Consider the following 23,343-nt stretch of genomic DNA (forward strand, 5'->3'; position numbering starts at 1 on the left):
ATTTTAGTGGTAAAAAAATAATCTGCTTTTTAATTCTAATGGAATATATAATATAATCTTAGTAATATCGTTACCTTATTAAACTAGTAAATAAACTTTTAAGTTTGGTATTACAAGAAGTTTAAAAAAAGCTATTAGTTTTAAACTCCCCCAAGAAAAATTATATATTTGCTAAACAATTAATCAAATTTTACATGAAAAAATTATCAATCGTATTATTTTTTGTGTGCTTTACCCTTCAAAATAAAGCGCAAGCCCAAACATCAATAAATACCACGGCAATGCCTTTTTTATTGATTACACCTGATGCTCGTGCTGGTGGTATGGGAGATATTGGAGTTGCTACATCTTCAGATGCCTTTTCTATCTTTCACAACCCTGCAAAAACCGCATTTAATCAAAACAGAATAAGCATAGGACTTAACTATACTCCTTGGCTTAGAAACTTAACCGATGATATTTTCGTTGGTGGAGGTTCTTATGTTAATAGGTATAGTGAAAAATCAGCTTGGGGAGTTGATTTAAAGTATTTTTCTCTAGGAGAAGTCGCTTTAACTAATGACAGTGGTGTTTCTAACGGAACAGAAAACCCTAATGAATTAGCCATTACAGGTATTTATTCATTAAAGTTAAGTGAAACTTTTTCTATGGGAATTGGTTTAAAGTATATCCATTCTAATTACAAAATAAGAAGTAATGACTCTAACTTAGATGCCGTTAATTCTTTTGCTGTTGATGTTTCTGGATATTACCAATCTAAAGAGGAAAACTTTGGAAGCTTTAACGGACGTTACCGATTAGGTTTTAATATAGCCAACATAGGACCAAAAGTTGAGTATAGCCCTGGAGTTCCTAACTTTATTCCTACTAATGCTAAAATTGGTGGTGGTTTTGATTTCATCTTTGATGATTCAAATATTTTTGGACTTAACTTAGAATTCACAAAACTATTAGTTCCATCAAGTCCTAACTCAGAGAGAGGTTGGTTTGAAGGAATGTTTACTTCTTTAGGAGACAGAAGTTTTAGTGAAGAATTACAAGAAACTACTTGGGCTTTAGGTGCTGAGTATTTATATAACAATGCCTTTGCTCTAAGAGCTGGTTATTTTCATGAAAGTGAAGAAAAAGGACAACGTCAATTCTTAACCTTAGGCACAGGGTTTACCGCAAGAGCTTTTACTTTAGATTTATCATATTTAGTAAATACGGCAGCAGTTAATAACCCACTAGAAAACACATTACGTTTTTCTTTATCATTTGATTTAGGAGAACTGTATGAAGTTTATTAAAAAACAAGATTTTTTTTTATAAATTCGTATCAGAATACAAAAGCAGTCTACTCGACTGCTTTTTTTGACTAATTTATTTACTATGAAGAAAATTGACATAACCACTTCTGCTACTTTATTTGATAATATTTCACAATTATCAACTGAAGATGCTTTTTTAATTAAAGAAGCAGTAAAAGCAAGAAAAAAAGCATACGCCCCATATTCCAAGTTTAATGTAGGAGCAGCTATATTACTTGATAACGGGGAAGTTATTTTAGGAAATAATCAAGAAAGTGCTGCTTACCCTTCTGGCATGTGTGCAGAACGTGTTGCTATTTGGAAGGCTGGATCTGAATTCCCTAATATGAATGTAAAAAAAATAGCAATAACTGCAGCTTCAGAAAATTCAACTGTTAACAAACCTGTTGGTCCTTGTGGTGCATGTCGTCAAACATTATCAGAATACGAAATCAATCAACAGCAACCTATTGAAATTATTTTTATGGGTGAAGTTGGTAAAATTGTAAAAACAGAATCTCTTCTTTCTCTATTACCTTTTTCTTTTGATAGTTCCTATTTATAACAGACGAAACATTAAAATTACAAATAAACACTTTTGTTTTTTGTAAAAAAAACAACACAATCTTCTTTTTTTAAGAATATCATAATTTTAAAAAAATGGCTGTATATAAAGAGGTAATCGTCAATAAAAATGCTTTATTTGTAATTACCCAACATTAAAAAATCAACGAACCTAATGAAACTATCAGTAATTACAGGAACAGGAGCCTTTATACCATCAATCAAAAAAGAGAATAGTAAGTTTAATGACAACTTCTTTTTGAATGCTGATGGAACTTCCTTTGATAATTCAAACTCTGTAATTATTGAAAAATTTAAATCGATAACGGGTATCGAAGAACGTCGTTATGCTAAACCTGAATATAAAGCTTCAGACCTTGGCTTTTTTGCAGCAAAAAAAGCAATTGAAGATGCAAATATTAATCCTGAAGAATTAGACTATATTATTTTTGCTCATAATTTTGGAGATGTTAAAACAGACGCTATTCAAAGTGATATTCTTCCTAGTTTAGCTACTCGGGTAAAATATTTATTGCAGATTGAGAACCCAAATTGTGTAGCATACGATATTTTATTTGGTTGTCCCGGTTGGATTGAAGGAGTCATTCAAGCACAAGCTTTTATCAAAGCGGGAATTGCTAAAAAATGTTTGGTTATTGGAGGAGAAACTTTATCGAGAGTTGTAGATATAAACGATCGTGATTCTATGATTTATAGCGATGGTGCTGGTGCTTGCATTGTTGAAGCTTCAAATAATAACGATAGTGGTATTCTTAGCCATGCATCACAAACTTTTACTAAAGAAGAAGCCTATTATTTATTTTTCGGGAATTCTAATGACAAAAACAAGGACAACGATATTCGTTATATTAAAATGCACGGACGAAAAATTTATGAGTTCGCATTAAATAATGTACCTAAAGCAATGCAAACTGCTTTAGATAAAAGTGGCGTAGACATCGATAATGTTAAAAAAATATTCATTCATCAAGCTAATGAAAAAATGGATGAAGCCATTATTAAACGTTTTTATCGCTTATATAAAAAACCAGTTCCTAAAGACATAATGCCGATGAGTATTCATAAATTAGGAAATAGTTCTGTAGCAACCGTACCTACTCTACTCGATTTAGTTTTAAAAGGAAACATAGAAAATCAGGAAGTAAAAAAGGGCGATGTTATTATTTTAGCTTCTGTAGGTGCAGGTATGAATATTAACGCTATCGTTTATAAGTTTTAATTGTTTTTAAAACTCATTAATTTCTTGCTGAATATTCTCGCAAATATAAAATGTAAGTACTATTTTTGCGCATGCAACAACACAACGTACTTATATTAGATTTCGGATCGCAATACACGCAGTTAATTGCGCGCCGCGTAAGAGAATTAAACATTTATTGTGAAATTCACCCTTACAACAAAATACCACAAAACTTAAACGATTTTAAAGCTGTAATTCTTTCAGGAAGCCCATCTTCGGTTCGTTCTGAAGAAGCTCCACATCCAGATTTATCTGAGATTAGAGGTAAAAAACCCTTATTAGCAGTTTGTTATGGAGCTCAATACTTAGCTCATTTTTCTGGTGGTTTAGTAGCACCTTCTAACACTCGCGAATACGGAAGAGCTAATTTATCTTTTATCAAAGAAGGAGAAGAATTCTTTAAAGGTATTTCTGAAGGAAGCCAAGTTTGGATGAGCCATTCAGACACGATTAAAGAATTACCAACTGGCGGAAAATTATTAGCAAGCACTCATGATGTAGAAAATGCAGCATACAGAATTGATGGAGAAACTACCTATGCTATTCAATTTCACCCAGAAGTATATCATTCTACAGATGGTAAACAATTATTACAAAACTTTTTAGTTAATATAGCTGGGGTAGCTCAAACATGGACACCAGATTCATTCGTTGATGAAACAGTAGCTGAATTAAAAGCAAAAGTAGGCAATGATAAAGTTGTTTTAGGCTTATCAGGAGGAGTAGATTCTACCGTGGCTGCAGTATTATTACATAAAGCAATTGGAAGCAACTTACACTGTATTTTTGTTAACAACGGATTGTTACGTAAAAATGAGTTTACCGACGTATTAAAGCAATACGAAGGCATGGGATTAAACGTTAAAGGAGTTGATGCTTCGGCACGTTTTTTGGACGAACTTGCTGGGTTAAGCGACCCAGAAGCAAAACGTAAAGCTATTGGTAAAGTTTTTATTGATGTTTTTGATGATGAAGCACACCAAATAGAAGATGCTAAATGGTTAGCCCAAGGAACTATTTATCCAGATGTGATTGAATCAGTTTCTGTAAATGGAGGACCATCAGCAACCATTAAAAGTCATCATAATGTAGGTGGATTACCTGATTTCATGAAACTAAAAATAGTAGAACCTTTACGTATGATTTTTAAAGATGAAGTACGTCGTGTAGGAGCCTCTATGGGAATAGATAGAGAGTTATTAGGTCGTCACCCATTCCCTGGTCCTGGTTTGGCTATTAGAATATTAGGAGATATTACAGCTGAAAAGGTTCGTATTTTACAAGAAGTAGATGCAGTATTCATCAACGGATTAAAAGAAAGCGGATTATATGATAAAGTATGGCAAGCAGGCGCTATTTTATTACCAGTAAATTCTGTTGGAGTTATGGGTGATGAAAGAACTTACGAAAAAGTAGTAGCTTTACGAGCTGTAGAAAGTACTGATGGTATGACTGCAGACTGGGTTAATTTACCTTATGAGTTTTTACAAAAAACATCAAATAAAATAATTAATAATGTAAAAGGTGTGAATAGAGTTGTATATGATATTAGCTCTAAGCCACCAGCAACAATTGAATGGGAATAAAAGTCCATCATTAATATAAAAAAAGAGTAGATGAAGAAATTACAGTTTTTACTATTAGTTTGTATTTTAACTTTTACCGTTTCTTGCGGTCAACAAAAACGTTATGTATCGTACAAAATCCAAGAAGGAGAAACGATGCGAGACGTTGCTGATCGCTTGGATATGAAAACGAAAGATTTATTACGTTTAAATCCTGATATTGGAAGACGTCCAGATGCTAACACGGTAATTGTAATACCAAACCCTAAAATTAAAAAGAGTACTTCTTCATCTACTACTACTTCGCCTGAAGAAGAAGTAAATACTACCGACACTAATAATAACGAAGAAACGGCTCCTGAAAATCAAGAAGATGGTACTGTTTTTCAACAAACAGTTGTTGAATATGAAACTCATGAAGTACAAAAAGGAGAAACTGTATATCGTATTACAAAACAATATGATATAACAAAAGAGGATTTAATTAAATTTAATCCTGAATACACAAATATTCAGAGTAATAATCTAAGTATTGGTCAGGTATTAAAAGTTAAGGCTATAGAAAAAACAGTTACAATTAATAAAGATGAAGTTTTAGAAAAGTTCTTAACTCACACTGTTAAGAGTAAAGAAACGATGTATAGTTTAACTCGTTTTTATAATGTTACGAAAGAAGATTTATTACGATTAAATCCTGAGTATCCAGATTTAGCTGATAATAAATTATCTATAGGTCAATTATTAAAAATTAAACCTATAGAGGAGGTAAGTAAAAAAGAAAATTATACTTTTTATAAAGATTCTATTGAAGTAGACACCTCTATAAACCTTGCTATCTTGCTTCCTTTTAAAGCAAATGAATATAGCTCTAAATCGAGTAAAGATATTTTTGAAGGAAATCAACTAGCAAATATGGTTACTGATTTTTACATGGGAGCAGAAGTGGCTATCGACTCTATTAAAAAACAAGGAGTGCTAGTAAATGTAAATATTTTTGATACAGGAAATAGAGGAAAAAATATTGCGACCATATTAAAAGATAAAAAACTGGAAAATACTGATGTTATTATAGGACCTTTTTACTCTGATAAAGCTGAAGTTGTTGCTCGTGATGTGAATGCTCCTGTTGTTTTCCCTCATTACTCTAGTAAACAAAGTAAATTCACTTCATCTAAATTAGTTAAAACTTCTCCTGAAAAAGAGAATTATGCGGGTTATTTAGCTTCTTATTTAAAAGACAGTTATAAAGATCAAGAAATTTTTATTGTAAGTGATGAAAGAAAAGACACAAACGCAAAAGTTTCTAAAATTATTTCTGAGCTAAAGAAACATGATAGTATAAACACTATACATGTTTTAAAACCTGAAAAAGGCTATATAAAAAGAGCCCGCTTTACATCTAAAATGTCTTCAAAAAGACATAATTGGGTTATTATTACTTCTGATGATAATGTTGTTGTAGCTGATGCTCTTAATAGTATGATTGGCATCCCTGATGAAGTTAAAGTACAAGTATTTACTTTAGAAAAAGGCTCCGCTTATGATAGAATTGATAATAACAAACTGGCTAGTGTTAACTTTACTTATGTTTCAAACACTTACACAGATGAAGAAGCTATAGATACTAAAGCTTTTAATAATAAATACTTACAAAAAAACAACACCATTCCTTCTGATTATGCTATCAAAGGCTTTGATATTACATACGATGTTTTAATGCGTTTAGCTTCAGGAGATAAGCTTACGGACACCTTTAAAAAAGGGGTATCTTTACGTGTTGAGAATAAATTTGATTATCATAAAAAAACGTTTGGAAGTAGCGGAAACCAAGGTTTATTTATTGTTAAATACAATGGAGATTTAAGTTTGAGTAGACTAAGATAGACCTCTCATAATAAGTCGATTTTGTGTCAACTTATTATAGGACGGGACAATATAATAAAAAAAGCCAAAACTTAAGTTTTGGCTTTTTTATTATTCATACATTTCTTTATAATATTTTTGATACTCTCCGCTGGTTACGTTTTTCACCCATTCTTCATTCTCTAAGTACCATTGAACTGTTTGCTCTATTCCTTCTTCAAACTGCAAAGAAGGTTCCCAACCTAATTCATTTTTTAACTTGGAAGAATCAATTGCATATCGGTAATCATGCCCTGCCCTATCTTTCACATAAGTAATTAGTTTCTCTGAAGCTCCTTCTTTTCTACCTAACAACTTATCTACAGTTTTTATCAAGATTTTTATCAAATCGATGTTTTTCCATTCATTAAAACCTCCAATATTATAAGTATCTCCTAATTTCCCTTTATGAAAAATAATTTCTATTGCTTTCGCATGATCTTCTACGTACAGCCAGTCTCTAACATTCTCCCCTTTTCCATATACAGGCAGAGGTTTATTATTACAAATATTATTGATAAAAAGCGGAATTAATTTTTCAGGAAATTGATTTGCCCCATAATTGTTAGAACAATTTGAAATAACAATTGGTAAACTATAGGTGTCATGAAACGCTCTTACAAAATGATCTGAAGAAGCTTTAGAAGCTGAATATGGTGAATGAGGGTCATACGATGTTGTTTCTGTAAAAAAACCTTCTTCTTCTAAAGAACCATATACCTCATCTGTGGATATATGATAAAACAACTTGTTGTTAAAATCACCTTCCCAGTAGTTTTGGGCAGCTTGTAATAAGCATAAGGTTCCCATTACGTTAGTTTTAGCAAAAGAAAAAGGGTCTTTTATCGATCGGTCTACATGTGACTCTGCAGCCAAATGAATCACTCCATCTATTTTATATTTTGAGAAAATCGAATTTATAGTTTTGTAATCACAAATATCAGCCTTGATAAAAGTATAGTTAGACTTCCCTTCAATATCTTTTAGGTTTTCTAAATTCCCTGCATAGGTTAAAGCATCTAAATTTATGATATTATAGTCTGGGTACTTATTAACAAATAAGCGTACTACATGAGACCCTATAAATCCTGCTCCTCCTGTAATTAATATATTCCTCATGAAAGTTTCAATATAAACTCCTCAAAGTTACTAATAAATAAATGGAGTTTCTAAGTCTTTAAAAGTAGAAAGCTGTGCGTCTTTTGAAGAAAGTATCACGTCGTTAGCATCAATTTTCCAGTCAATATTTAAATTAGTATCATTCCATATAATTCCTGAGTCATATTCAGGAGCATACCAGTTATCCACCTTATATGCAAAAATGGCTTCTTTAGATAAGGTTACAAATCCATGTGCAAAACCTCTTGGAATGAATAATTGTTTTTTATTTTCTTCTGATAATTCTACGGCAATATACTTACCATAGCTTGGTGAATCTTTTCGGACATCCACTACTACATCTAATACTTTTCCTTGAATACATCGGACTAACTTAGCTTGTGCAAAAGGTGGCTTTTGGAAGTGTAATCCTCTTAATGCTCCAAAAGTGGATTTCGATTCGTTATCCTGCACAAAATGTATCTGTCCGATATGTTCTTCAAATTCCTTTTGATTGAACGATTCAAAGAAATATCCTCTTTGATCTCCAAAAACTTTCGGTTCAATAATTACAACCTCTGGAATTTCTGTTTTCGTAAAAATCATTACTATTCTTTTACTAAATTTAACAAGTATTGTCCGTAGCTATTTTTTCTTAAAGGTTCAGCTAACTTTTTTACTTGTTCTTTATTAATATAGCCCATGTACAGAGCTATTTCCTCTATACAAGCCACCTTTAACCCTTGACGTTTTTCTATTGTTTCAATAAACTGACTGGCTTCTAATAAAGAATCATGTGTTCCGGTATCTAACCATGCATAGCCACGTCCCATTAACTCAACCTTTAACTGTTCGCTTTCTAAATAATGTTGATTTACAGATGTGATTTCTAACTCTCCTCTTTTTGATAGTTTTACATTTTTTGCCACTTGAATCACATTATTTGGGTAAAAATAGAGTCCAACCACAGCATAATTAGATTTCGGTTCTTTGGGTTTTTCTATGATAGAAATTGCATTCACATTCGCATCAAAGTCCACCACTCCATAACGTTCTGGGTCTTTTACATTATAGCCAAAAACAGTAGCTTTATTCTCTTTTTCAACATTATGAATAGCTGACTGGAGCATTTCTGGTAATCCGTGACCATAAAAAATATTATCTCCCAAAATCAAACATACATCATCACTTCCAATGAATTCTTCTCCAATGATGAATGCTTGTGCTAATCCGTCCGGAGAAGGTTGTTCGGCATAACTTAAATGAATCCCCAAGTCATTACCATCTCCCAATAACTTTCGAAAACTTGGTAAGTCATCAGGAGTAGAAATAATTAAAATTTCTTTAATACCTGCTAGCATTAGTACGGATAACGGATAATAAATCATTGGTTTATCATACACTGGAAGTAACTGTTTTGATACTCCTTTAGTAATCGGATATAAACGTGTTCCTGATCCGCCTGCTAGTATGATTCCTTTCATTTATTAAATGTTATTACGAGTATGCTAATTTATAGAAAAAATAAAGCTCAGGAAAAACCTGAGCTTTATTTTCTATTTTATTAGTTTTTGAATCGCTTCTTGAATTCGCTCTCTACCCTCACCCGTTAAATTAGATCCTGAAGGTAAACATAATCCGTTTTCAAATAATTTTTCTGAGACATTCGTTCCGTAATACTTACAATCTTTAAAAACAGGTTGTAAATGCATGGGTTTCCATAAGGGACGAGACTCTATATTTTCTTTTTCTAAAGCTAAACGTAGGTCTTCTCTTGAAAAACCTGTTTTACTTTCTTCTATTACTACAGCACTTAACCAATGATTTGAAAAATATTCTGATGTTGGTTCTGTTAATACCGCAACACCATTTACATCTTTGAATAACTCTTGATAAAATTGATTATTAGCTCTTCTAAGATCAACATGCTTATCTAGCACTTCCATTTGACCACGACCAATACCTGCCACAATATTACTCATACGATAGTTATATCCTATATGTGAATGTTGGTAATGAGGTGCATTATCACGTGCTTGGGTTGCTAAAAAGATGGCTTTTTGTTTATCTTCTTCATTCTTACATACCAGAGCACCTCCACCAGAAGTCGTTATTATTTTATTTCCGTTGAATGATAAAATTCCGAAATCGCCAAACGTACCACATTTTTGTCCTTTATAGGTTGATCCAAGCGCTTCAGCGGCATCTTCAATTAAGGCTATATCGTATTTTTTAGAAAGCGCTACAATTTCATCCATTTTAGCAGGCATTCCGTATAAATGCACTACAATGATTGCTTTTGGTTTTTTATCTTTAGCAATACCTCCTTCAATAGCTTCTTCTAATGCTTTTGGACATATATTCCATGTATCCTTTTCACTATCTACAAAAACAGGTATCGCTTCTTGGTAAGTTATTGGATTTGCAGAAGCGGAAAATGTCATGCTTTGACACAAAACCTCATCTCCATTGCTTACTCCCGCTAAAATCAATGCTAAATGTAGGGCTGAAGTTCCAGAAGCTAAACAAGCAACTTTTGAGTTTTCTCCTACATACTCCTCTAAATCTTTCTCAAAACCATTCACGTTAGGCCCTAAAGGTGCTACCCAATTGGTATCAAACGCTTCTTGAACATACTTTTGTTCTCCTCCTCCCATGTGTGGTGAGGATAACCATATTTTTTCTTTATTCATATTATTCATGAAATTTAATTGGTTTTGCAGGAATTCCTACCGCTGTACATTTGGCTGGTAATGATTTTGAAACAACAGCACCTGCACCAACAATGGTGTTTTCCCCAATCTCTAATAAATTGATAATCTTTGCACCTGTACCCACATAAACACCTTTTTTAATTATCACTTCTCCTGAAATATTAACCGAAGGCATAAAAGCACAATAATCCTCTATAACAGTATCATGCCCTACTGTACACGACAAATTCAAAATAACAAAATTTCCAATTTTTATATTACAAGTTATTATTGTTCCTTCACAAATAATACATCCATTTCCTATAACTACATCATCGTTTGAAATTGACGTATTTGGATGTATAATACAAGGATAATTTATCTTCGGATTTGAAATTTTATTAAGAATACTGGTTTTAATCTTAGGATCTCCAATTGAAATAACCAAATTTAGCTCCTCTTTATAATTATTAACATCTTCAAGACCACCTAAAACAGGATAACCATTAACTATTTCCCCTTTCTCTATCCCATCATCATAAAATCCGATAAAATTGTATGTATTAGGATTAACTTTATTGATTTTATCTATAATTGTTTTTACCTCTCTTCCAAAACCTCCACCACCAAAAATTGCTATATTTTTCATTTTCATTAAATTAATTTTGCCCATTAAAAGCTTGCATTGTAGCCTGACCTTTTTGATTAATTCCTTCTGATTTGAATACTTTTAAAAAAGTTAAAAAGAAAATTTTTACATCTAATACAAAACTTAAATTTTCCACATACCAAACATCGTAGTTAAATTTATTCTGCCAACTGATCGCATTTCGTCCATTCACTTGTGCCCATCCCGTAATACCGGGACGAACATTATGTCGTTTTTTTTGCTCCTCGTTATACAATGGTAAATACTCAGGTAATAAAGGTCGTGGTCCTATTAAACTCATATCTCCTTTTAGTACATTTAGTAACTGAGGGATTTCATCCAAAGAAGTTTTCCTTACGAACTTACCTATAGTTGTTAGTCTATCTGCATCTGATAATAAATTTCCTTGAACATCTTTTTTATCGTTCATCGTCTTAAACTTTATGACCTTAAAAATTCGCTCATTTTTTCCTGGGCGCTTTTGAAAGAAAAAAGGTTTTCCTTGATTTGCAAACAATAATCCAATTGTGACTATTAGAAAAACTGGTGATAAAATGATAAAACCTAAAAAGGATATTATAAAATCTAAAAATTGTTTAATAAAACCTTTATACATTATTTTAATACTTGTTTTATTTCACTAATATATTCTTTTGCTAATTTATCCCTGTCAAAATACTTTTTTGCATAGTTATAACCAGACTCTCCCATTTGTTCTAGTTCATTTTCAGATAAAGTTAACACTCTTCTTATCCCGTTGGTTATTTCTTGAATATTTTCTGGTTCAACATATATACCACATTTAGCATCGTTTACTAAATCTCTAGAAACACCATCTATTGCTAATAAAATTGGTTTCTTGCATGACATATAGTCAAATGTTTTATTGGAGTAGATAGTTTTAAAAGTATCTGCTTTTTTTAACACTGACGCTCCCATATCAGATGCTAGAATATATTTAAATACTTCTTTTTTAGATACAGGATCTCTAAAGATTATATTTTTTAAATTTCTCTTAGCTACTTTATTTTGTAAGTCCACCTTACACATTCCATCTCCTATTAGCTGAAATACCACACTAGTATCCGTTAAATTTTCAGCTGCATCTACCAGTTGAATAAGGTGGTTAGCAATTCCATGCGCTCCAACGTACGTAATTACAAACTTGCCTTCTAAACCAAGTTCTTTTTTAAATTCTTTTGCATCTAAATTTTCTTGTATTTTCTCTGCCAAAGTAAAATCTGCTGCATTAGGTATAAATATAATTTTTTTAGAAGGAATATTTTTATCCTTTATTAATTTATCTCTAAACGCAGGAGTTAAAACGTTTATTAGCTTAGATTTTTTATAAATAAACTTCTCAAACCAGTATGCGAAACTTATAATTTGCTTGTTTTTCAAAACTCCAGTATCTATAGCTGATTCAGGCCATAAATCTCTGATTTCAAAAACAAAAGAAACTCTTTTGAAGAACGAAAGCACATAAGCCGTAATTCCAACAAATAATGGAGGTGATGTTACTAAGATAATATCATACTTCCCTTTTGTTTTAAATAATCCAGCATAAATACTTGAAAAGACAAAAGAGAAGTACGCCCATAATCTTCCAAAGAAATTTACATTATAACTTTCAGACACATGACATCTAATTACATCTACATCGTCATAAAATTGATTATCTTTAAATGTGAATTTCCCTTTATACCTATCTTGCTTTTTACCTGTATTGTAATGAACCATTCCTGCTAAAACAGTTACAGAGTGCCCTAGACTAGACCATGTTTTAGTCATTTCATTGAACCTGGATCCTCCTCCATCTTCTTTTTCTAAGAAATATTGATGAATTAATAATATTTTCATTTGTATTAGTCTTTATAACTGATTTCAGTTTCTATTTCATTTTTAAAAACAAACGTTTTTGCTTCTCCTTCTACTTTTACCCCATAAAAAGAAGAATCAAATGATTCTTCTTTTAACTCTCTCAATGCATTTGAACTCCATTCGATCTTTGCTTCATCATAATGCCAAAACTGCTTTTTTTCTAGAGAATCTAAACCTGTGATTTTATCATATACTCTCCAAAAATTTTCTTTCTTCGAAATTTCTACTTTTCTAAAATGTCTTGCTGATGAATTTAGTTGCTGGAAAGCTTTAATGGTTCCTTCAAAAACATATACTTCCTCTGTTTCTCTCCATTCAGCATTAACACATTGTGTCCAATAAAACCAAATGAATCGACTTCCTTTTAACATTTGAGAATTTCCGTCAACAATTACTGAATTATGCCCTTTTGAACCATTAAAGTATTCAATATACTTTTCTTCAGTATTATATTTATAAGAACCTGAGTCTCTTAATATATTTTTACCTTTCACCCAAATATCTACATGCATATTATCTGCTTGTGAAGGCCTGTCTTTATGATTTCCACATCTTATAAATGTAAAATTGTCTAAGTTACGACAAACATAATAACCTCCTATCTTAAATGATTGTACTCCGTAAACCTTTGTAATACTTTTCATTTTTTTAGACTTTAAATTAAAATTTAAAAAATCTTCTATTAAACTTTCTTTATTATATAAATAATCCCCTGTAATTATCTTATGTAGACTGTTTAATTGCGGTCGGTAATCCCTATAATCTGTATCGGATAGAGGAAAAAACCACGCTCCATCATTCGCTCCATAATTGGGTAAACTCCCATTTTCTTCTTGTAAACATTGATACAAAAAGTTTAATGATTTATATGCTTTTTGATACACATTATCAGAAAATGATTTTTCGTATTTTTTAGAAATTGTAATACCTAAAGAAAGTAGTTGAATTACTACTCGATGATAGTTCATACTAAATTGAAGAAAAGTTCCATCATCATAGATTTGGTAATCTATTTCTTCTTCAAAATAACTTCTCCCTTTCCTTGCCCATTTTTTAGTTTCAGAAATAAAAGGAAACAGTAATTCACTTAATGTCAAAAATAATGTTTCTGTAATTGCATGATTATTTCTTACGGCTATTCTTGAAAAATTAATGTGATGATACACATGGTGAACAGACCAATAAACCGTATTCTGAATTTTATTCCATCTTACTTCAGTAAGCGCTGGGTCATTTTTATAATAGTCTAAAGCAAAGCACCAATTAAAAATTCGTAATGAAATTTCCTGACTGCAACGCCAATTTGGGCCTTGATTTACTGGATTTGCATCTATCCAACTTTCTATTTCAGAGAAAATAAACTCTGCATTATTATTTCCAAAATGAAAGTCATAACGTAAAATAGTAAGTAAGTAGTTAAATCTAGATTTTTCCCAAACAAATTTTATATCTCCTGCTTCTTTCGCTAAATCTGGAATTTCAGACCAATGCTTAGAAATATCATATACAAAACCTGTTGACGGGTTTGTAATCCAATCATACTCTAATCCTAAATTTTTCCATTCTGAACTAAAAAAAGAAATTTCTCCAGTTAAAATTCTTTTAGCTTTTTCTTCTAATTCTTTCGTGGGGCTCTTAGTTCCATTTCTTAAATTTAAAAATGAAAAATTTGTTTTTCTCCATTCTTCAAGAGAAATAAAGTTTTTAAAAGAAACATGCATTGGGTGCTTCTTTTTTAATCTTCCTGACTTTTGTTCAAAAATGTTATAAACACGATAACTTATATATCGAAGTCCCATGTTTTTTACCAATTGAAGAACTAGTTTTAATTTCATTGGTTTTAAACTCTATAAATCAATCCACTTACCTTGCTTTAAACTTTCAATTGCAGCAAAACTCGCACGAGTTGTATTCACAATTTCATCAAAAGGAATTAATGCTTCTCCACCATTTTGAATGGTTTGAATCAATTTAGTAAATTGGTTTTTATGCCCTTTATCTAGTTTTGTTTTCAATTTAGAAAAGCCTTTAAATCCGTATGCTTTTGTCTCTCTAAAGTTATCCATTACAATAGTTCTCTCTTGTGAATAAACTTCTACTCTTTCTTTCGAATATGCTTTAGAACCATTTGCAAAATAATTAATCACACCAGTGGAACCATTTTCATATTTCAGTAATATAGTTGCATTATCTGTATTCTCTTCAGGATTTACTCCCATTGCGTTCATACAAATACTCTTTACCTTACTTCCAGTTAAGAAAGTAATTAAATCAATAAAGTGACAAGCCTCTCCTATGATTCTTCCTCCTCCAACTTTTAAATCATGTACCCAAACATTTGCAGGAATTGCTCCAGCATTCATTGTAGCAATTACATTCATTGAAGAATTTCCAAGAACACTTTTTATTTTTTCAATATGTGGAGAAAAACGTCTATTGAATCCAACAGTTACAGTTTTATTATTCTTCTGATATGCCTCTATTACCTGTTGTAATTCTTGTTCATTTAGCGCAAGAGGTTTTTCTACAAAAGCATGTTTTCCTGCATTTAAAACTTCTACAGTCATAGAAGCGTGTAGATTATGACGGGTTGTGTTTAAAACTAAATCAACCTCTTTATCATTTAAAATTTCCTTATAATCAGATGTAGAGTTTGCAATAACGTATTTTTGTGCCATTGCTGTTCCAGAGACTCCTCCTTGACTAGCAATATATTTTAAATCTGCTCCCGTATTTTTAAAAGCAGGAAGCATTGTCATTTTAGTAAAATTTCCAGCTCCAATGATTCCTAGAACCCCTTTTTTTCCTTCAAAACTATTTTTGTTTAACGAGATTACGTTAACTGGAGTTTTTCCTTCATAATCTGGGTACGATAGAATAGACGCTATTGATTTACTTGCGCCAATTTCTCCGTAAATTTTCAAATAATCCTTTAAAAGTATTACCTCAGAAATCATTTCTTTAACCTTAAGCTTACCTGAAGAAATGGTTTGTAATATTGCCTCAAAATTTCTTTTCTCTGTCCACCTTACAAACGGTAAAGGATAATCCTGCCCTCTTTGTTCATAATTTTCATCATAACGCCCAGGACCATACGAACAAGAAACTTGGAAGGACAACTCTTTTTCGTAGAATTCTGCTCTACTTAAATTTAGTCCAATTACCCCTACTAAAATAATTCTTCCACGTTTACGTGACATTCTAGCAGCTTGAGACACAATTTCATTTGTCTTAGCTGATGCCGTAATAATTACTCCATCTGCTCCAACTCCATTTGTTTGCTCTTCAACAAACTTCACCACATCACCTCCAGAAATTGGGTTAAAAGGAATAACTCCCCATTGTTTTGCTAATTCTAATTTAGCACTGTCTATATCTACCCCTATTACTCTACATCCATTTGCTATTAACAATTGCGCTGTAATTAAACCTATCAGTCCTAAACCTGTTACCACAACCGTTTCTCCAAGTGTTGGGTTTAACAAACGAATCCCTTGTAAACCGATAGCTCCAATTACCGTAAAAGAAGCCTCTTCATCTGTTACGTTATCTGGGATATGTACTACTAAATTTTGAGGCACACACACATATTCAGCATGTTGTCCATTTGAAGTTACTCTGTCCCCAACTTTAAAATCAGTTACACCTTCACCAACAGCAATTACTCTACCTACATTACAATACCCAAGTGGTAGTGGTTCTCCTAGTTTATTAAAAACCGCTTCTAAAGTTGGTACTAAACCATCGGTTTTAATTTTATCCAACACCTGCTTTACTTTATCAGGTTGCTGTTTTGCTTTGGATATTAAATTCGATTTCCCAAATTCTACCAACATACGCTCTGTACCTAACGACACCAAACTCTTGGTGGTTTGTATTAAAACGGCTCCTCTTTTTACCTGTGGCGCTGGTACTTCTTCTAATATGGTGGATCCTGTTTTAAAGGATTGTATGATTTGTTTCATGCTACTTATTTTATTAGGGATTTAACAGCTCTAAATTTGCCCGTATTACTCCTTTCAATTTCAGAAACATATTCAAAGGATACTTTCAGTCCTCTACTTATTTTATTTTTTATTTCCTTCCTTAAAAGTTTTTCTACATCACTTCTATTATTCCCTTTTCTTTCAACTATTTTTATTACTATACTACCTAACTCTTTTTGTACAATTTGAGACTCACTTATAGATAAAGTGTCTTTAAATATATAATCAAATCTCAGTATTTTATTTCCTTCTGGTGTTATTACAAAATCTTCATTTCTACCATTTATTTCTTTAATTGTTTTAGATTTTCTTCCACATGAGCAATCTAAATCAACCCAAGTCGCTGTGTCCCCAACTTGATAACGAATAAAAGGCATAGCTAAATTTGTAAAACCAGTTGCCAAAATGGTTCCTGTAGTTGAACCATCTTCATTTTTTTTAGGGTCATAACACTCTAAAACCCCATATTCAAAGTCTTCGTGAAATAAATCTTCTTCACATCTTGAAGCATTTCCGCACCCTTCCGAAAATCCATATTGATCAGTAACTAAACACCCAAAAACTTCACTTATTTTATCTCTTTGATATTTCAATAAAGCTTCAGCTCCTGTAAAAATCACTTTAGGTGAATTTGTTATTTCTAAATTATTTTCATCTATTAAATTTGCTAATGAAAATAATATTGAAGGGTATCCACTATAATATTTAAAACCTCCTTTATTCAACCTTTTTACAATACTTTCAACTGTATTATTACTAATATGATGCATTGTAAAAATAGTTTGTTTCATCGCTCTATTCTCTCTCCAATATGGTGGTTTTTTCTGATTTAAAGGCACTGCGGGCAACCCTGTAAAAGTAGCATACGAATCCTCTGGTTTTATACCAAAACGCTTTTTATGTCTAAACCATAAAGCCCATCGATATTGAATAGCACTTACTGTAAAGATAAATTGTAAAGACTTCCCTGTACTACCAGAAGTATGAGAGTGAACTACTTTTCCTTCAAAGTTTGGGTTTTTTAATTTCTTAAAATTATTCCTTACAATTTCTTTAGTCAAAACTGGAATTTTCTCCAAATCTTTTAATGATTTAAAATCCTTTATATCAAAATTTATTTTTTCAAATAGTTCTCGATAATAAGGTATATTATCATTACAATACTCTAATATTTCTTTTGTTTTTTCATATTGGTAAAGTTCTATTTTTTCTTTATCAAAATATTCTGATTTCAATAAGTCTGAATAAATTTTATTAAAATCTCCTCCTAAACGGCTCTTTTTCTCTATTCTTCCTTTAAACGTGCAAACCATATTTTGAATCCAAACTGGAGATTTAGAATATATATTTAATAGTTTATCTTTCATACTTCTAATTACTTTAATTTCACAAGGAAACGTATCAAAAAATCACGTAATTTATTTACATTATTCTTAACCAGAATCTTTACAGTCGAATCATTCCAATAATAAATTGGCAACCCTTTTTTTCTATGAAATCTATGAGTTTTATACCAAGTTATATATTCTTGGTTGTTTAAATTTTCAAAGGGAGTATATGACTTTACCAATTCCCCATTTATATCTTCTGTTTTTTCAAAGACTACAGAATTCTTTTCTCTGTCAAATTTAAAAAAATGAAACCTTAATGTATTTTCTTCAAGATCCCACTCAAAAGCTAATTGTATACTACAAAAATCTGGGAACTTTACAGTTTTACCATAAAAAAAGTTTTGCTGAAACATCCAGTTTCCTAGGCTATACACAATAGGTTTATTTTTATAAATTTCTATACCTCCAATTCTATGTGGATGACAACCTATAATAGCTGATACTCCTAAATCAATAAGATTTTTAGCTAATTCTCTTTCAAATGGTTGGGGTTCCGCTTCCAGTTCATAACTCCAATGCATAAAAGGAATTATTTTAGAAGTAGGGTATTTTTTAATTAAATCTTTTACTGTTTTTATAACATGTTCTTTCCTCAATGGATTCACCCCTTTTGAATTTCCATTAGTAACTTCACATTGTATTACTTCCCAGCCAAAGTTTATAATAACTATTTTCTGATTTGCTTCTTCAATTACTATTTCTTGATTTGCTTCGTTTATATTATTCCCTATACCACAAAAAGGAATATTTAATTTTTGTAAACATAGCTTTGTATCTTCTATAGTTCCAACATCAAAAATATGGTTATTAGCTAAAGCAAAACCTTTAAACTGAAATTTCTTTACTAATGCTTTAACAGAATTAATATCATTATAAACTACTTTTAAATTGTAATTATCATCGTTTATTAAAGCTCCTTCTAAATTTCCAAACCATTTTTTATTTTTAAAATATTCTGGAAAATTTGAATTTTCTACAATCTCTCGCTTTGGTAATGCTATATCCCCTACAAATATCATATTTATATTATTATTTTATGTAATAATTTTTTCCATATAGTATAATAAATGAACCTGTCAAATAAAGTAATAGATTTTGTAGTGTTAATTCACCACCGAACATGGAGCTAATAAGAGAATATACAAATAAATTACAAATAAATAAAACATTTACACTCTCTATGTTCATTTTTCTTATTCTTTTTAAAATCACATAAATCCAAATCAAAAAGCATATAGTTATTAAAATTCCAAGTTCAATACTAATTTCTAATATTACATTATGAGGAGCCACAATAAAAGCATGAAATTTAGCAAATGCACCAAAACCATGTCCTCCAACGGATTTTTCTAAAATATCCCAAGACAATTGATATAACTGAAAACGATTACCTTCTACAGATTGTCTTTCAGTAGATAAACTTTTGGGATCTAAAATACGTTCTGAAAATTCACTCGGAATAAAATTTACTAACACTATATATGATAACAAAACAAAACCTACTCCTCCCCAAAACATCTTAAACCCTGTTTTTAAATTTATTTTTTTTACCACAAGACAATAAAAAGAAAATAAAAAAACGGGAACTGGTGTTTTAGTAGCAGTAAAAAAAACAGCTATTAAAGATAATAATAATATCAATACTCTAAATACAGTTATTCCTTTACAAAACATAACCGCGGTAATATAGATTCCCGCAATCATACATAATCTAGCTAAAATTGCTGGATTTAAACCAAATTCTCCACGTCTCCCTAAACTAGGGTTAGCGTATAAAATTGAAAACACACATAATACTAACGAAATATAAAAAAGTAGTTTATTAAACAATTCTACTGAATTTTCATATTTCAAAAGTGAGGGGGTAGTAATAAAACTAATAAAAATCACAAACAGAAAGTAAGGATATTTGTTTCCTCCATATTCACCATATGGTTCAACAAAAGAACTAAATAAAATGGTATATAATATAATGGAACCTCCTATAAGTAAAGCTTTAATTTGCCCCCTTTTTAAAATATCTGGAAACAACTCAAAAAAAGAAAAAAGTACTGAAGTTCCAAACATAGAAAAGGATAACATTTGCCTAGTCGAATTCTCTAATAATGAAAAGTTTATAAATAAAAAGCCTAACGAAAAAAAAATAATAGCCATTTTTACATGGAATTTTATTTTTCCTGTGGGAAATTTAATATATGGGTCAATAAAATATCTCATTTTTTTAAACTATTGCTTTTAATTGATCTTCAAAATAATCAAATTTACCAAAAAGCTTTTTTGAATTTTCTTTAAGTAAATCAAGGTTAATTTTATTTAATAATAATTTACTTATTTCATTTTCTAAAGAATTTATATCATTATAAGGATAATAAATACATGCATTATTTTCTCTTAAGTAATTAGCTGTTTTAACTTCAGAATTTACGATTACACCAATTCCAATTTTAATAGCATCCCCCCACTTATTGGATTCTGCCAAAGTATTAATAATGCTGTCAGGTCTAAAATAAGTAAGAACTAAATCTGAAGCAAAATATGACGCTAATGCTTCAGCATTAGAAACTTTTCCAAAATATGTTACATTAGCATTATCAATTAACAATTCAGCTTCATTGCAAGCTAATCGACCTGCGACTAAAAAATGAACACTTTTCTCTTTTAATCGATTTGATAATTCCAAAGCTATGTCTAATCCTCTGTTTTGTTGTAATAAGCCATTGATGTTAATTATTAAGTCTGCTTTTGGCCAAACTTTTGAGCCATAAATCTTTTTAGCTTTTTCAACTTCAACTTTACTAGGCATATTTTTTAGAATATGGAATTTTTCAGAAGAAAAATCATATCTTTCTATTCCAGGAATTAAATGCTTTTGTACATTTCTAGATGTGAATTTTTCAAAAAACTCTATCAAATACTTTATAGGCTTTGGAAAAGAAAATAGCATAGAAAAACGGTCTGCATCATCAAAAATAACATTAAACTTCTTAATTTTAGAGGCAAGTAAAGCAGGAAAAGCGCTCTCAAAGCCCAATGCCCATACTATATCTGTCTTTTTCAATTTCAAGCAAGCAAAGAATGATTTTACAATCCATATAAAGTAATAGAGTTTAACTTTAATTCCTCCATAACCTCCACCATTTAATATTATTCTTTTTTCAATATCAAAATTTAAGTCTATTTCATCTCTTTCTCCTTTATTTCTTTCCCACCCAATATGTAGTATTTCTAGTTCCTGCTTATTATGATAAAAAAAATTAGCTATTTTATATAACCTAGGTCTTCTTGAAAGTGCAGATAATGGAGCTAAAAAAACCATTCTCTTTTTATTTTTAAACATTTTCGTTTATCGTTTTTAGTTCTTTAATTGTAAAATAATTTGATACAGAAAATCTTCCAATCCAATTTAATAATGAGGCTGTTGCTATTCCGAGAACTACAAATTCATTTTCTAAATAAGCCAACATTATAAAAATGCTGAATATATAAACAATAGTAAATACCCAAAACATTAAAGCTGATTTTCCTATAGACCTCTTAGAGCCAAAAATCCCCAACCCTATTGATGTAGATATATATATACCTCTGACTATACAAAGAAAAGCTAATACTGAAATCAATGCCCAATCTATTTCCACTTTTGCAACATTCATAAATTTTATCATATAAAAATATCCTGCTATCACTGAAAAAATTGTAATTAAAATTGAGAACACAAGAATTTTCTTAGAAAAATTAAAATAATGTTTCAAGTTAAATTCTTTTTGGCGTCTTACTTTAGGTCCAAAATAGAAACCTAAAAAACCATTAATACTAAGTGCTATAGGAGTAAAAACAGAAAAATAAGTAAACAAATGAGCTGAAACATTGGCATCTCCGTATAAGTTAATTACAAACTGTTCTCCATTTACTGCAAAAACAAGCGTAAGATTTGTTAACAAAAAATAAGCTCCCATTTTATTTGCATCCCTTAATGACAATAAAGAATCCTTATCTTGAATGTTTCTTTCTTTTGGATAATACCCTCTTAAAAAAAACGATAATACACCCCCTATCAGAACAGAAACTACATAATAATTAATGGGTTGATCGAAATAGCTTAATAATAACAAAAGAAGTAATATAATCTTCCAAAAATTAATTGAAAATTGTGCCTTCCATAAATTATAACAAGCCCTAGAACTTGAAGAGATATAGTTAAGAAAGGCTAAACCAACAATAGCAAAAAAGAGCATTATAACTTGATTGATAGAGAACCCTTTTACCAGCCAAATAATTATAGACACTAAAAAAGCAATAATAATTGTTTGTCCCCAGAAACGTTTAAAATATCTTTTAATTAACGATTGATCCCTTATAAAAAGAGTATCATATCCCATAAGACAAACTGTGCTAATTATTAAAATCGATGATTTAATAAAAGCCCAGTCAGCTATAAAAAAATCATCAAAATTTTTACTTATATATAAATCAGATACCAATAGCGACAACAACCCTACCCCATATAAAAAAAAAGAAATTAAAAGATCTATTTTATGCTGTTTCATTAATTCTTCTGTGAGTTATTTTAACAGCAGGATTTCCCGCATAAACACCATATGGCTCAGTATCTTTAGTTAAAACTGCTCCAGCCGCTAAAACAGTTCCTTCTGCAATTTTTGTTACAGAAGGAAGAACAATGGAATTAGCGCCAATCCAAGTATAATCACCTATTGAAAGTGAGGAGAACTTTATAGGATTTATCATCCAATCTTTGGCTCCATCATGGATTGAGTGGTTATGTGTAAAAATCTTTGCTCCTTCCGATATAGCAACTTTGTCAAAAATTTCTACCCCTCCTGAATAATCAATATACACGTCTGTTCCAATATTTACTTGTCCATTACATTTAAAATAAGCCTTTTTATTATAATGGGCGGTAGAAATCGTAACTCGATCAGCAACATACATTTTCGAGGCTTTATAAAATTTTCTATAAACTTTGTTTCTAACTTCTCTCAGACCTTTAATAGAAAAAATAGTAGAATTTTTAAGAAGTAAAATTAGTATTTTTAATATTCCTTTCAT

The 23,343-nt window shown here is 30.8% G+C and carries 20 protein-coding genes; 5 read left to right on the plus strand and 15 right to left on the minus strand.

The window, feature by feature from the left end; all coding sequences use genetic code 11:
* The first annotated feature begins 194 nt into the window (after positions 1–194).
* The 5 genes from porV to ACQYZ7_RS13145 all read left to right on the plus strand — a co-directional run bounded on the left by porV (position 195) and on the right by ACQYZ7_RS13145 (position 6,563).
* Positions 195–1,289, plus strand: coding sequence for a type IX secretion system outer membrane channel protein PorV (gene porV, locus ACQYZ7_RS13125; RefSeq protein WP_430730177.1), 1,095 nt, complete (start codon positions 195–197; stop codon positions 1,287–1,289).
* A gap of 82 nt (positions 1,290–1,371) precedes the next feature.
* Positions 1,372–1,854 (plus strand): cytidine deaminase, encoded by a 483-nt coding sequence (gene cdd / locus ACQYZ7_RS13130; RefSeq protein ID WP_430730178.1) that lies wholly within the window; start codon positions 1,372–1,374, stop codon positions 1,852–1,854.
* Between the two features lie 174 nt (positions 1,855–2,028).
* Positions 2,029–3,093 (plus strand): 3-oxoacyl-ACP synthase III family protein, encoded by a 1,065-nt coding sequence (locus ACQYZ7_RS13135; RefSeq protein WP_430730179.1) that lies wholly within the window; start codon positions 2,029–2,031, stop codon positions 3,091–3,093.
* A 71-nt stretch (positions 3,094–3,164) separates the two neighbouring features.
* A complete protein-coding gene (guaA, locus tag ACQYZ7_RS13140; protein WP_430730180.1) occupies positions 3,165–4,700 on the plus strand; it encodes a glutamine-hydrolyzing GMP synthase in 1,536 nt (511 codons plus the stop codon).
* 30 nt (positions 4,701–4,730) lie between these two features.
* On the plus strand, positions 4,731–6,563 hold the full coding sequence (locus ACQYZ7_RS13145) for a LysM peptidoglycan-binding domain-containing protein (RefSeq protein WP_430730181.1): 1,833 nt from the start codon (positions 4,731–4,733) through the stop codon (positions 6,561–6,563).
* Positions 6,564–6,653: 90 nt separating this feature from the next.
* Here ACQYZ7_RS13145 and rfbB read toward each other — a convergent pair whose 3' ends face one another.
* The 15 genes from rfbB to ACQYZ7_RS13220 all read right to left on the minus strand — a co-directional run bounded on the left by rfbB (position 6,654) and on the right by ACQYZ7_RS13220 (position 23,343).
* Positions 6,654–7,700, minus strand: a complete 1,047-nt coding sequence (rfbB, locus tag ACQYZ7_RS13150) for a dTDP-glucose 4,6-dehydratase (protein WP_430730182.1) — start codon at positions 7,698–7,700, stop codon at positions 6,654–6,656.
* Between the two features lie 30 nt (positions 7,701–7,730).
* Positions 7,731–8,285, minus strand: a complete 555-nt coding sequence (gene rfbC / locus ACQYZ7_RS13155; RefSeq protein WP_430730183.1) for a dTDP-4-dehydrorhamnose 3,5-epimerase — start codon at positions 8,283–8,285, stop codon at positions 7,731–7,733.
* Between the two features lie 2 nt (positions 8,286–8,287).
* Entirely contained in the window at positions 8,288–9,163 is an 876-nt protein-coding gene (gene rfbA, locus ACQYZ7_RS13160; protein WP_430730184.1) for a glucose-1-phosphate thymidylyltransferase RfbA, read from the minus strand.
* Between the two features lie 72 nt (positions 9,164–9,235).
* Positions 9,236–10,372 (minus strand): DegT/DnrJ/EryC1/StrS family aminotransferase, encoded by a 1,137-nt coding sequence (locus ACQYZ7_RS13165; RefSeq protein WP_430730185.1) that lies wholly within the window; start codon positions 10,370–10,372, stop codon positions 9,236–9,238.
* Between the two features lies 1 nt (position 10,373).
* A complete protein-coding gene (locus ACQYZ7_RS13170) occupies positions 10,374–11,021 on the minus strand; it encodes an acetyltransferase (RefSeq protein ID WP_430730186.1) in 648 nt (215 codons plus the stop codon).
* 10 nt (positions 11,022–11,031) lie between these two features.
* Positions 11,032–11,637, minus strand: coding sequence for a sugar transferase (locus tag ACQYZ7_RS13175; protein WP_430730187.1), 606 nt, complete (start codon positions 11,635–11,637; stop codon positions 11,032–11,034).
* Positions 11,637–12,881: a glycosyltransferase family 4 protein gene (locus tag ACQYZ7_RS13180; RefSeq protein ID WP_430730188.1), complete on the minus strand. Its 1,245-nt coding sequence runs from the start codon at positions 12,879–12,881 to the stop codon at positions 11,637–11,639. The genes ACQYZ7_RS13175 and ACQYZ7_RS13180 overlap by 1 nt, the downstream gene beginning before the upstream one ends.
* Before the next feature lie 5 nt (positions 12,882–12,886).
* On the minus strand, positions 12,887–14,737 hold the full coding sequence (locus ACQYZ7_RS13185; protein ID WP_430730189.1) for a heparinase II/III domain-containing protein: 1,851 nt from the start codon (positions 14,735–14,737) through the stop codon (positions 12,887–12,889).
* A 12-nt stretch (positions 14,738–14,749) separates the two neighbouring features.
* A complete protein-coding gene (locus tag ACQYZ7_RS13190) occupies positions 14,750–16,867 on the minus strand; it encodes a bi-domain-containing oxidoreductase (protein ID WP_430730190.1) in 2,118 nt (705 codons plus the stop codon).
* A 5-nt stretch (positions 16,868–16,872) separates the two neighbouring features.
* Positions 16,873–18,255 carry a phenylacetate--CoA ligase family protein gene (locus tag ACQYZ7_RS13195; RefSeq protein WP_430730191.1) on the minus strand — a complete coding sequence of 461 codons (1,383 nt, stop codon included), beginning with the start codon at positions 18,253–18,255 and terminating at the stop codon, positions 16,873–16,875.
* 8 nt (positions 18,256–18,263) lie between these two features.
* Positions 18,264–19,298, minus strand: a complete 1,035-nt coding sequence (locus ACQYZ7_RS13200) for a CapA family protein (protein WP_430730192.1) — start codon at positions 19,296–19,298, stop codon at positions 18,264–18,266.
* 10 nt (positions 19,299–19,308) lie between these two features.
* The gene (locus tag ACQYZ7_RS13205; RefSeq protein WP_430730193.1) at positions 19,309–20,496 is read right to left on the minus strand and encodes an O-antigen ligase family protein; all 1,188 of its coding nucleotides are present in this window, start codon (positions 20,494–20,496) and stop codon (positions 19,309–19,311) included.
* A gap of 4 nt (positions 20,497–20,500) precedes the next feature.
* Positions 20,501–21,616 (minus strand): hypothetical protein, encoded by a 1,116-nt coding sequence (locus tag ACQYZ7_RS13210; RefSeq protein WP_430730194.1) that lies wholly within the window; start codon positions 21,614–21,616, stop codon positions 20,501–20,503.
* Positions 21,609–22,823 (minus strand): hypothetical protein, encoded by a 1,215-nt coding sequence (locus tag ACQYZ7_RS13215; protein ID WP_430730195.1) that lies wholly within the window; start codon positions 22,821–22,823, stop codon positions 21,609–21,611. Before ACQYZ7_RS13215 ends, ACQYZ7_RS13210 begins: the two co-directional genes overlap by 8 nt.
* A complete protein-coding gene (locus ACQYZ7_RS13220) occupies positions 22,810–23,343 on the minus strand; it encodes an acyltransferase (RefSeq protein ID WP_430730196.1) in 534 nt (177 codons plus the stop codon). The genes ACQYZ7_RS13215 and ACQYZ7_RS13220 overlap by 14 nt, the downstream gene beginning before the upstream one ends.

Origin of the sequence: Tenacibaculum sp. SDUM215027 (assembly GCF_050566205.1) — a bacterium.
Taxonomy (GTDB): Bacteria; Bacteroidota; Bacteroidia; order Flavobacteriales; family Flavobacteriaceae; genus Polaribacter.

Excerpts from the sequence above, each read along its gene's own strand:
- porV (WP_430730177.1), top strand. The coding sequence starts at position 195 with ATGAAAAAATTATCAATCGTATTATTTTTTGTGTGCTTTACCCTTCAA.
- cdd (WP_430730178.1), top strand. The coding sequence starts at position 1,372 with ATGAAGAAAATTGACATAACCACTTCTGCTACTTTATTTGATAATATT.
- ACQYZ7_RS13135 (WP_430730179.1), top strand. The coding sequence starts at position 2,029 with ATGAAACTATCAGTAATTACAGGAACAGGAGCCTTTATACCATCAATC.
- guaA (WP_430730180.1), top strand. The coding sequence starts at position 3,165 with ATGCAACAACACAACGTACTTATATTAGATTTCGGATCGCAATACACG.
- ACQYZ7_RS13145 (WP_430730181.1), top strand. The coding sequence starts at position 4,731 with ATGAAGAAATTACAGTTTTTACTATTAGTTTGTATTTTAACTTTTACC.
- rfbB (WP_430730182.1), bottom strand. The coding sequence starts at position 7,700 with ATGAGGAATATATTAATTACAGGAGGAGCAGGATTTATAGGGTCTCAT.
- rfbC (WP_430730183.1), bottom strand. The coding sequence starts at position 8,285 with ATGATTTTTACGAAAACAGAAATTCCAGAGGTTGTAATTATTGAACCG.
- rfbA (WP_430730184.1), bottom strand. The coding sequence starts at position 9,163 with ATGAAAGGAATCATACTAGCAGGCGGATCAGGAACACGTTTATATCCG.
- ACQYZ7_RS13165 (WP_430730185.1), bottom strand. The coding sequence starts at position 10,372 with ATGAATAAAGAAAAAATATGGTTATCCTCACCACACATGGGAGGAGGA.
- ACQYZ7_RS13170 (WP_430730186.1), bottom strand. The coding sequence starts at position 11,021 with ATGAAAAATATAGCAATTTTTGGTGGTGGAGGTTTTGGAAGAGAGGTA.
- ACQYZ7_RS13175 (WP_430730187.1), bottom strand. The coding sequence starts at position 11,637 with ATGTATAAAGGTTTTATTAAACAATTTTTAGATTTTATAATATCCTTT.
- ACQYZ7_RS13180 (WP_430730188.1), bottom strand. The coding sequence starts at position 12,881 with ATGAAAATATTATTAATTCATCAATATTTCTTAGAAAAAGAAGATGGA.
- ACQYZ7_RS13185 (WP_430730189.1), bottom strand. The coding sequence starts at position 14,737 with ATGAAATTAAAACTAGTTCTTCAATTGGTAAAAAACATGGGACTTCGA.
- ACQYZ7_RS13190 (WP_430730190.1), bottom strand. The coding sequence starts at position 16,867 with ATGAAACAAATCATACAATCCTTTAAAACAGGATCCACCATATTAGAA.
- ACQYZ7_RS13195 (WP_430730191.1), bottom strand. The coding sequence starts at position 18,255 with ATGAAAGATAAACTATTAAATATATATTCTAAATCTCCAGTTTGGATT.
- ACQYZ7_RS13200 (WP_430730192.1), bottom strand. The coding sequence starts at position 19,298 with ATGATATTTGTAGGGGATATAGCATTACCAAAGCGAGAGATTGTAGAA.
- ACQYZ7_RS13205 (WP_430730193.1), bottom strand. The coding sequence starts at position 20,496 with ATGAGATATTTTATTGACCCATATATTAAATTTCCCACAGGAAAAATA.
- ACQYZ7_RS13210 (WP_430730194.1), bottom strand. The coding sequence starts at position 21,616 with ATGTTTAAAAATAAAAAGAGAATGGTTTTTTTAGCTCCATTATCTGCA.
- ACQYZ7_RS13215 (WP_430730195.1), bottom strand. The coding sequence starts at position 22,823 with ATGAAACAGCATAAAATAGATCTTTTAATTTCTTTTTTTTTATATGGG.
- ACQYZ7_RS13220 (WP_430730196.1), bottom strand. The coding sequence starts at position 23,343 with ATGAAAGGAATATTAAAAATACTAATTTTACTTCTTAAAAATTCTACT.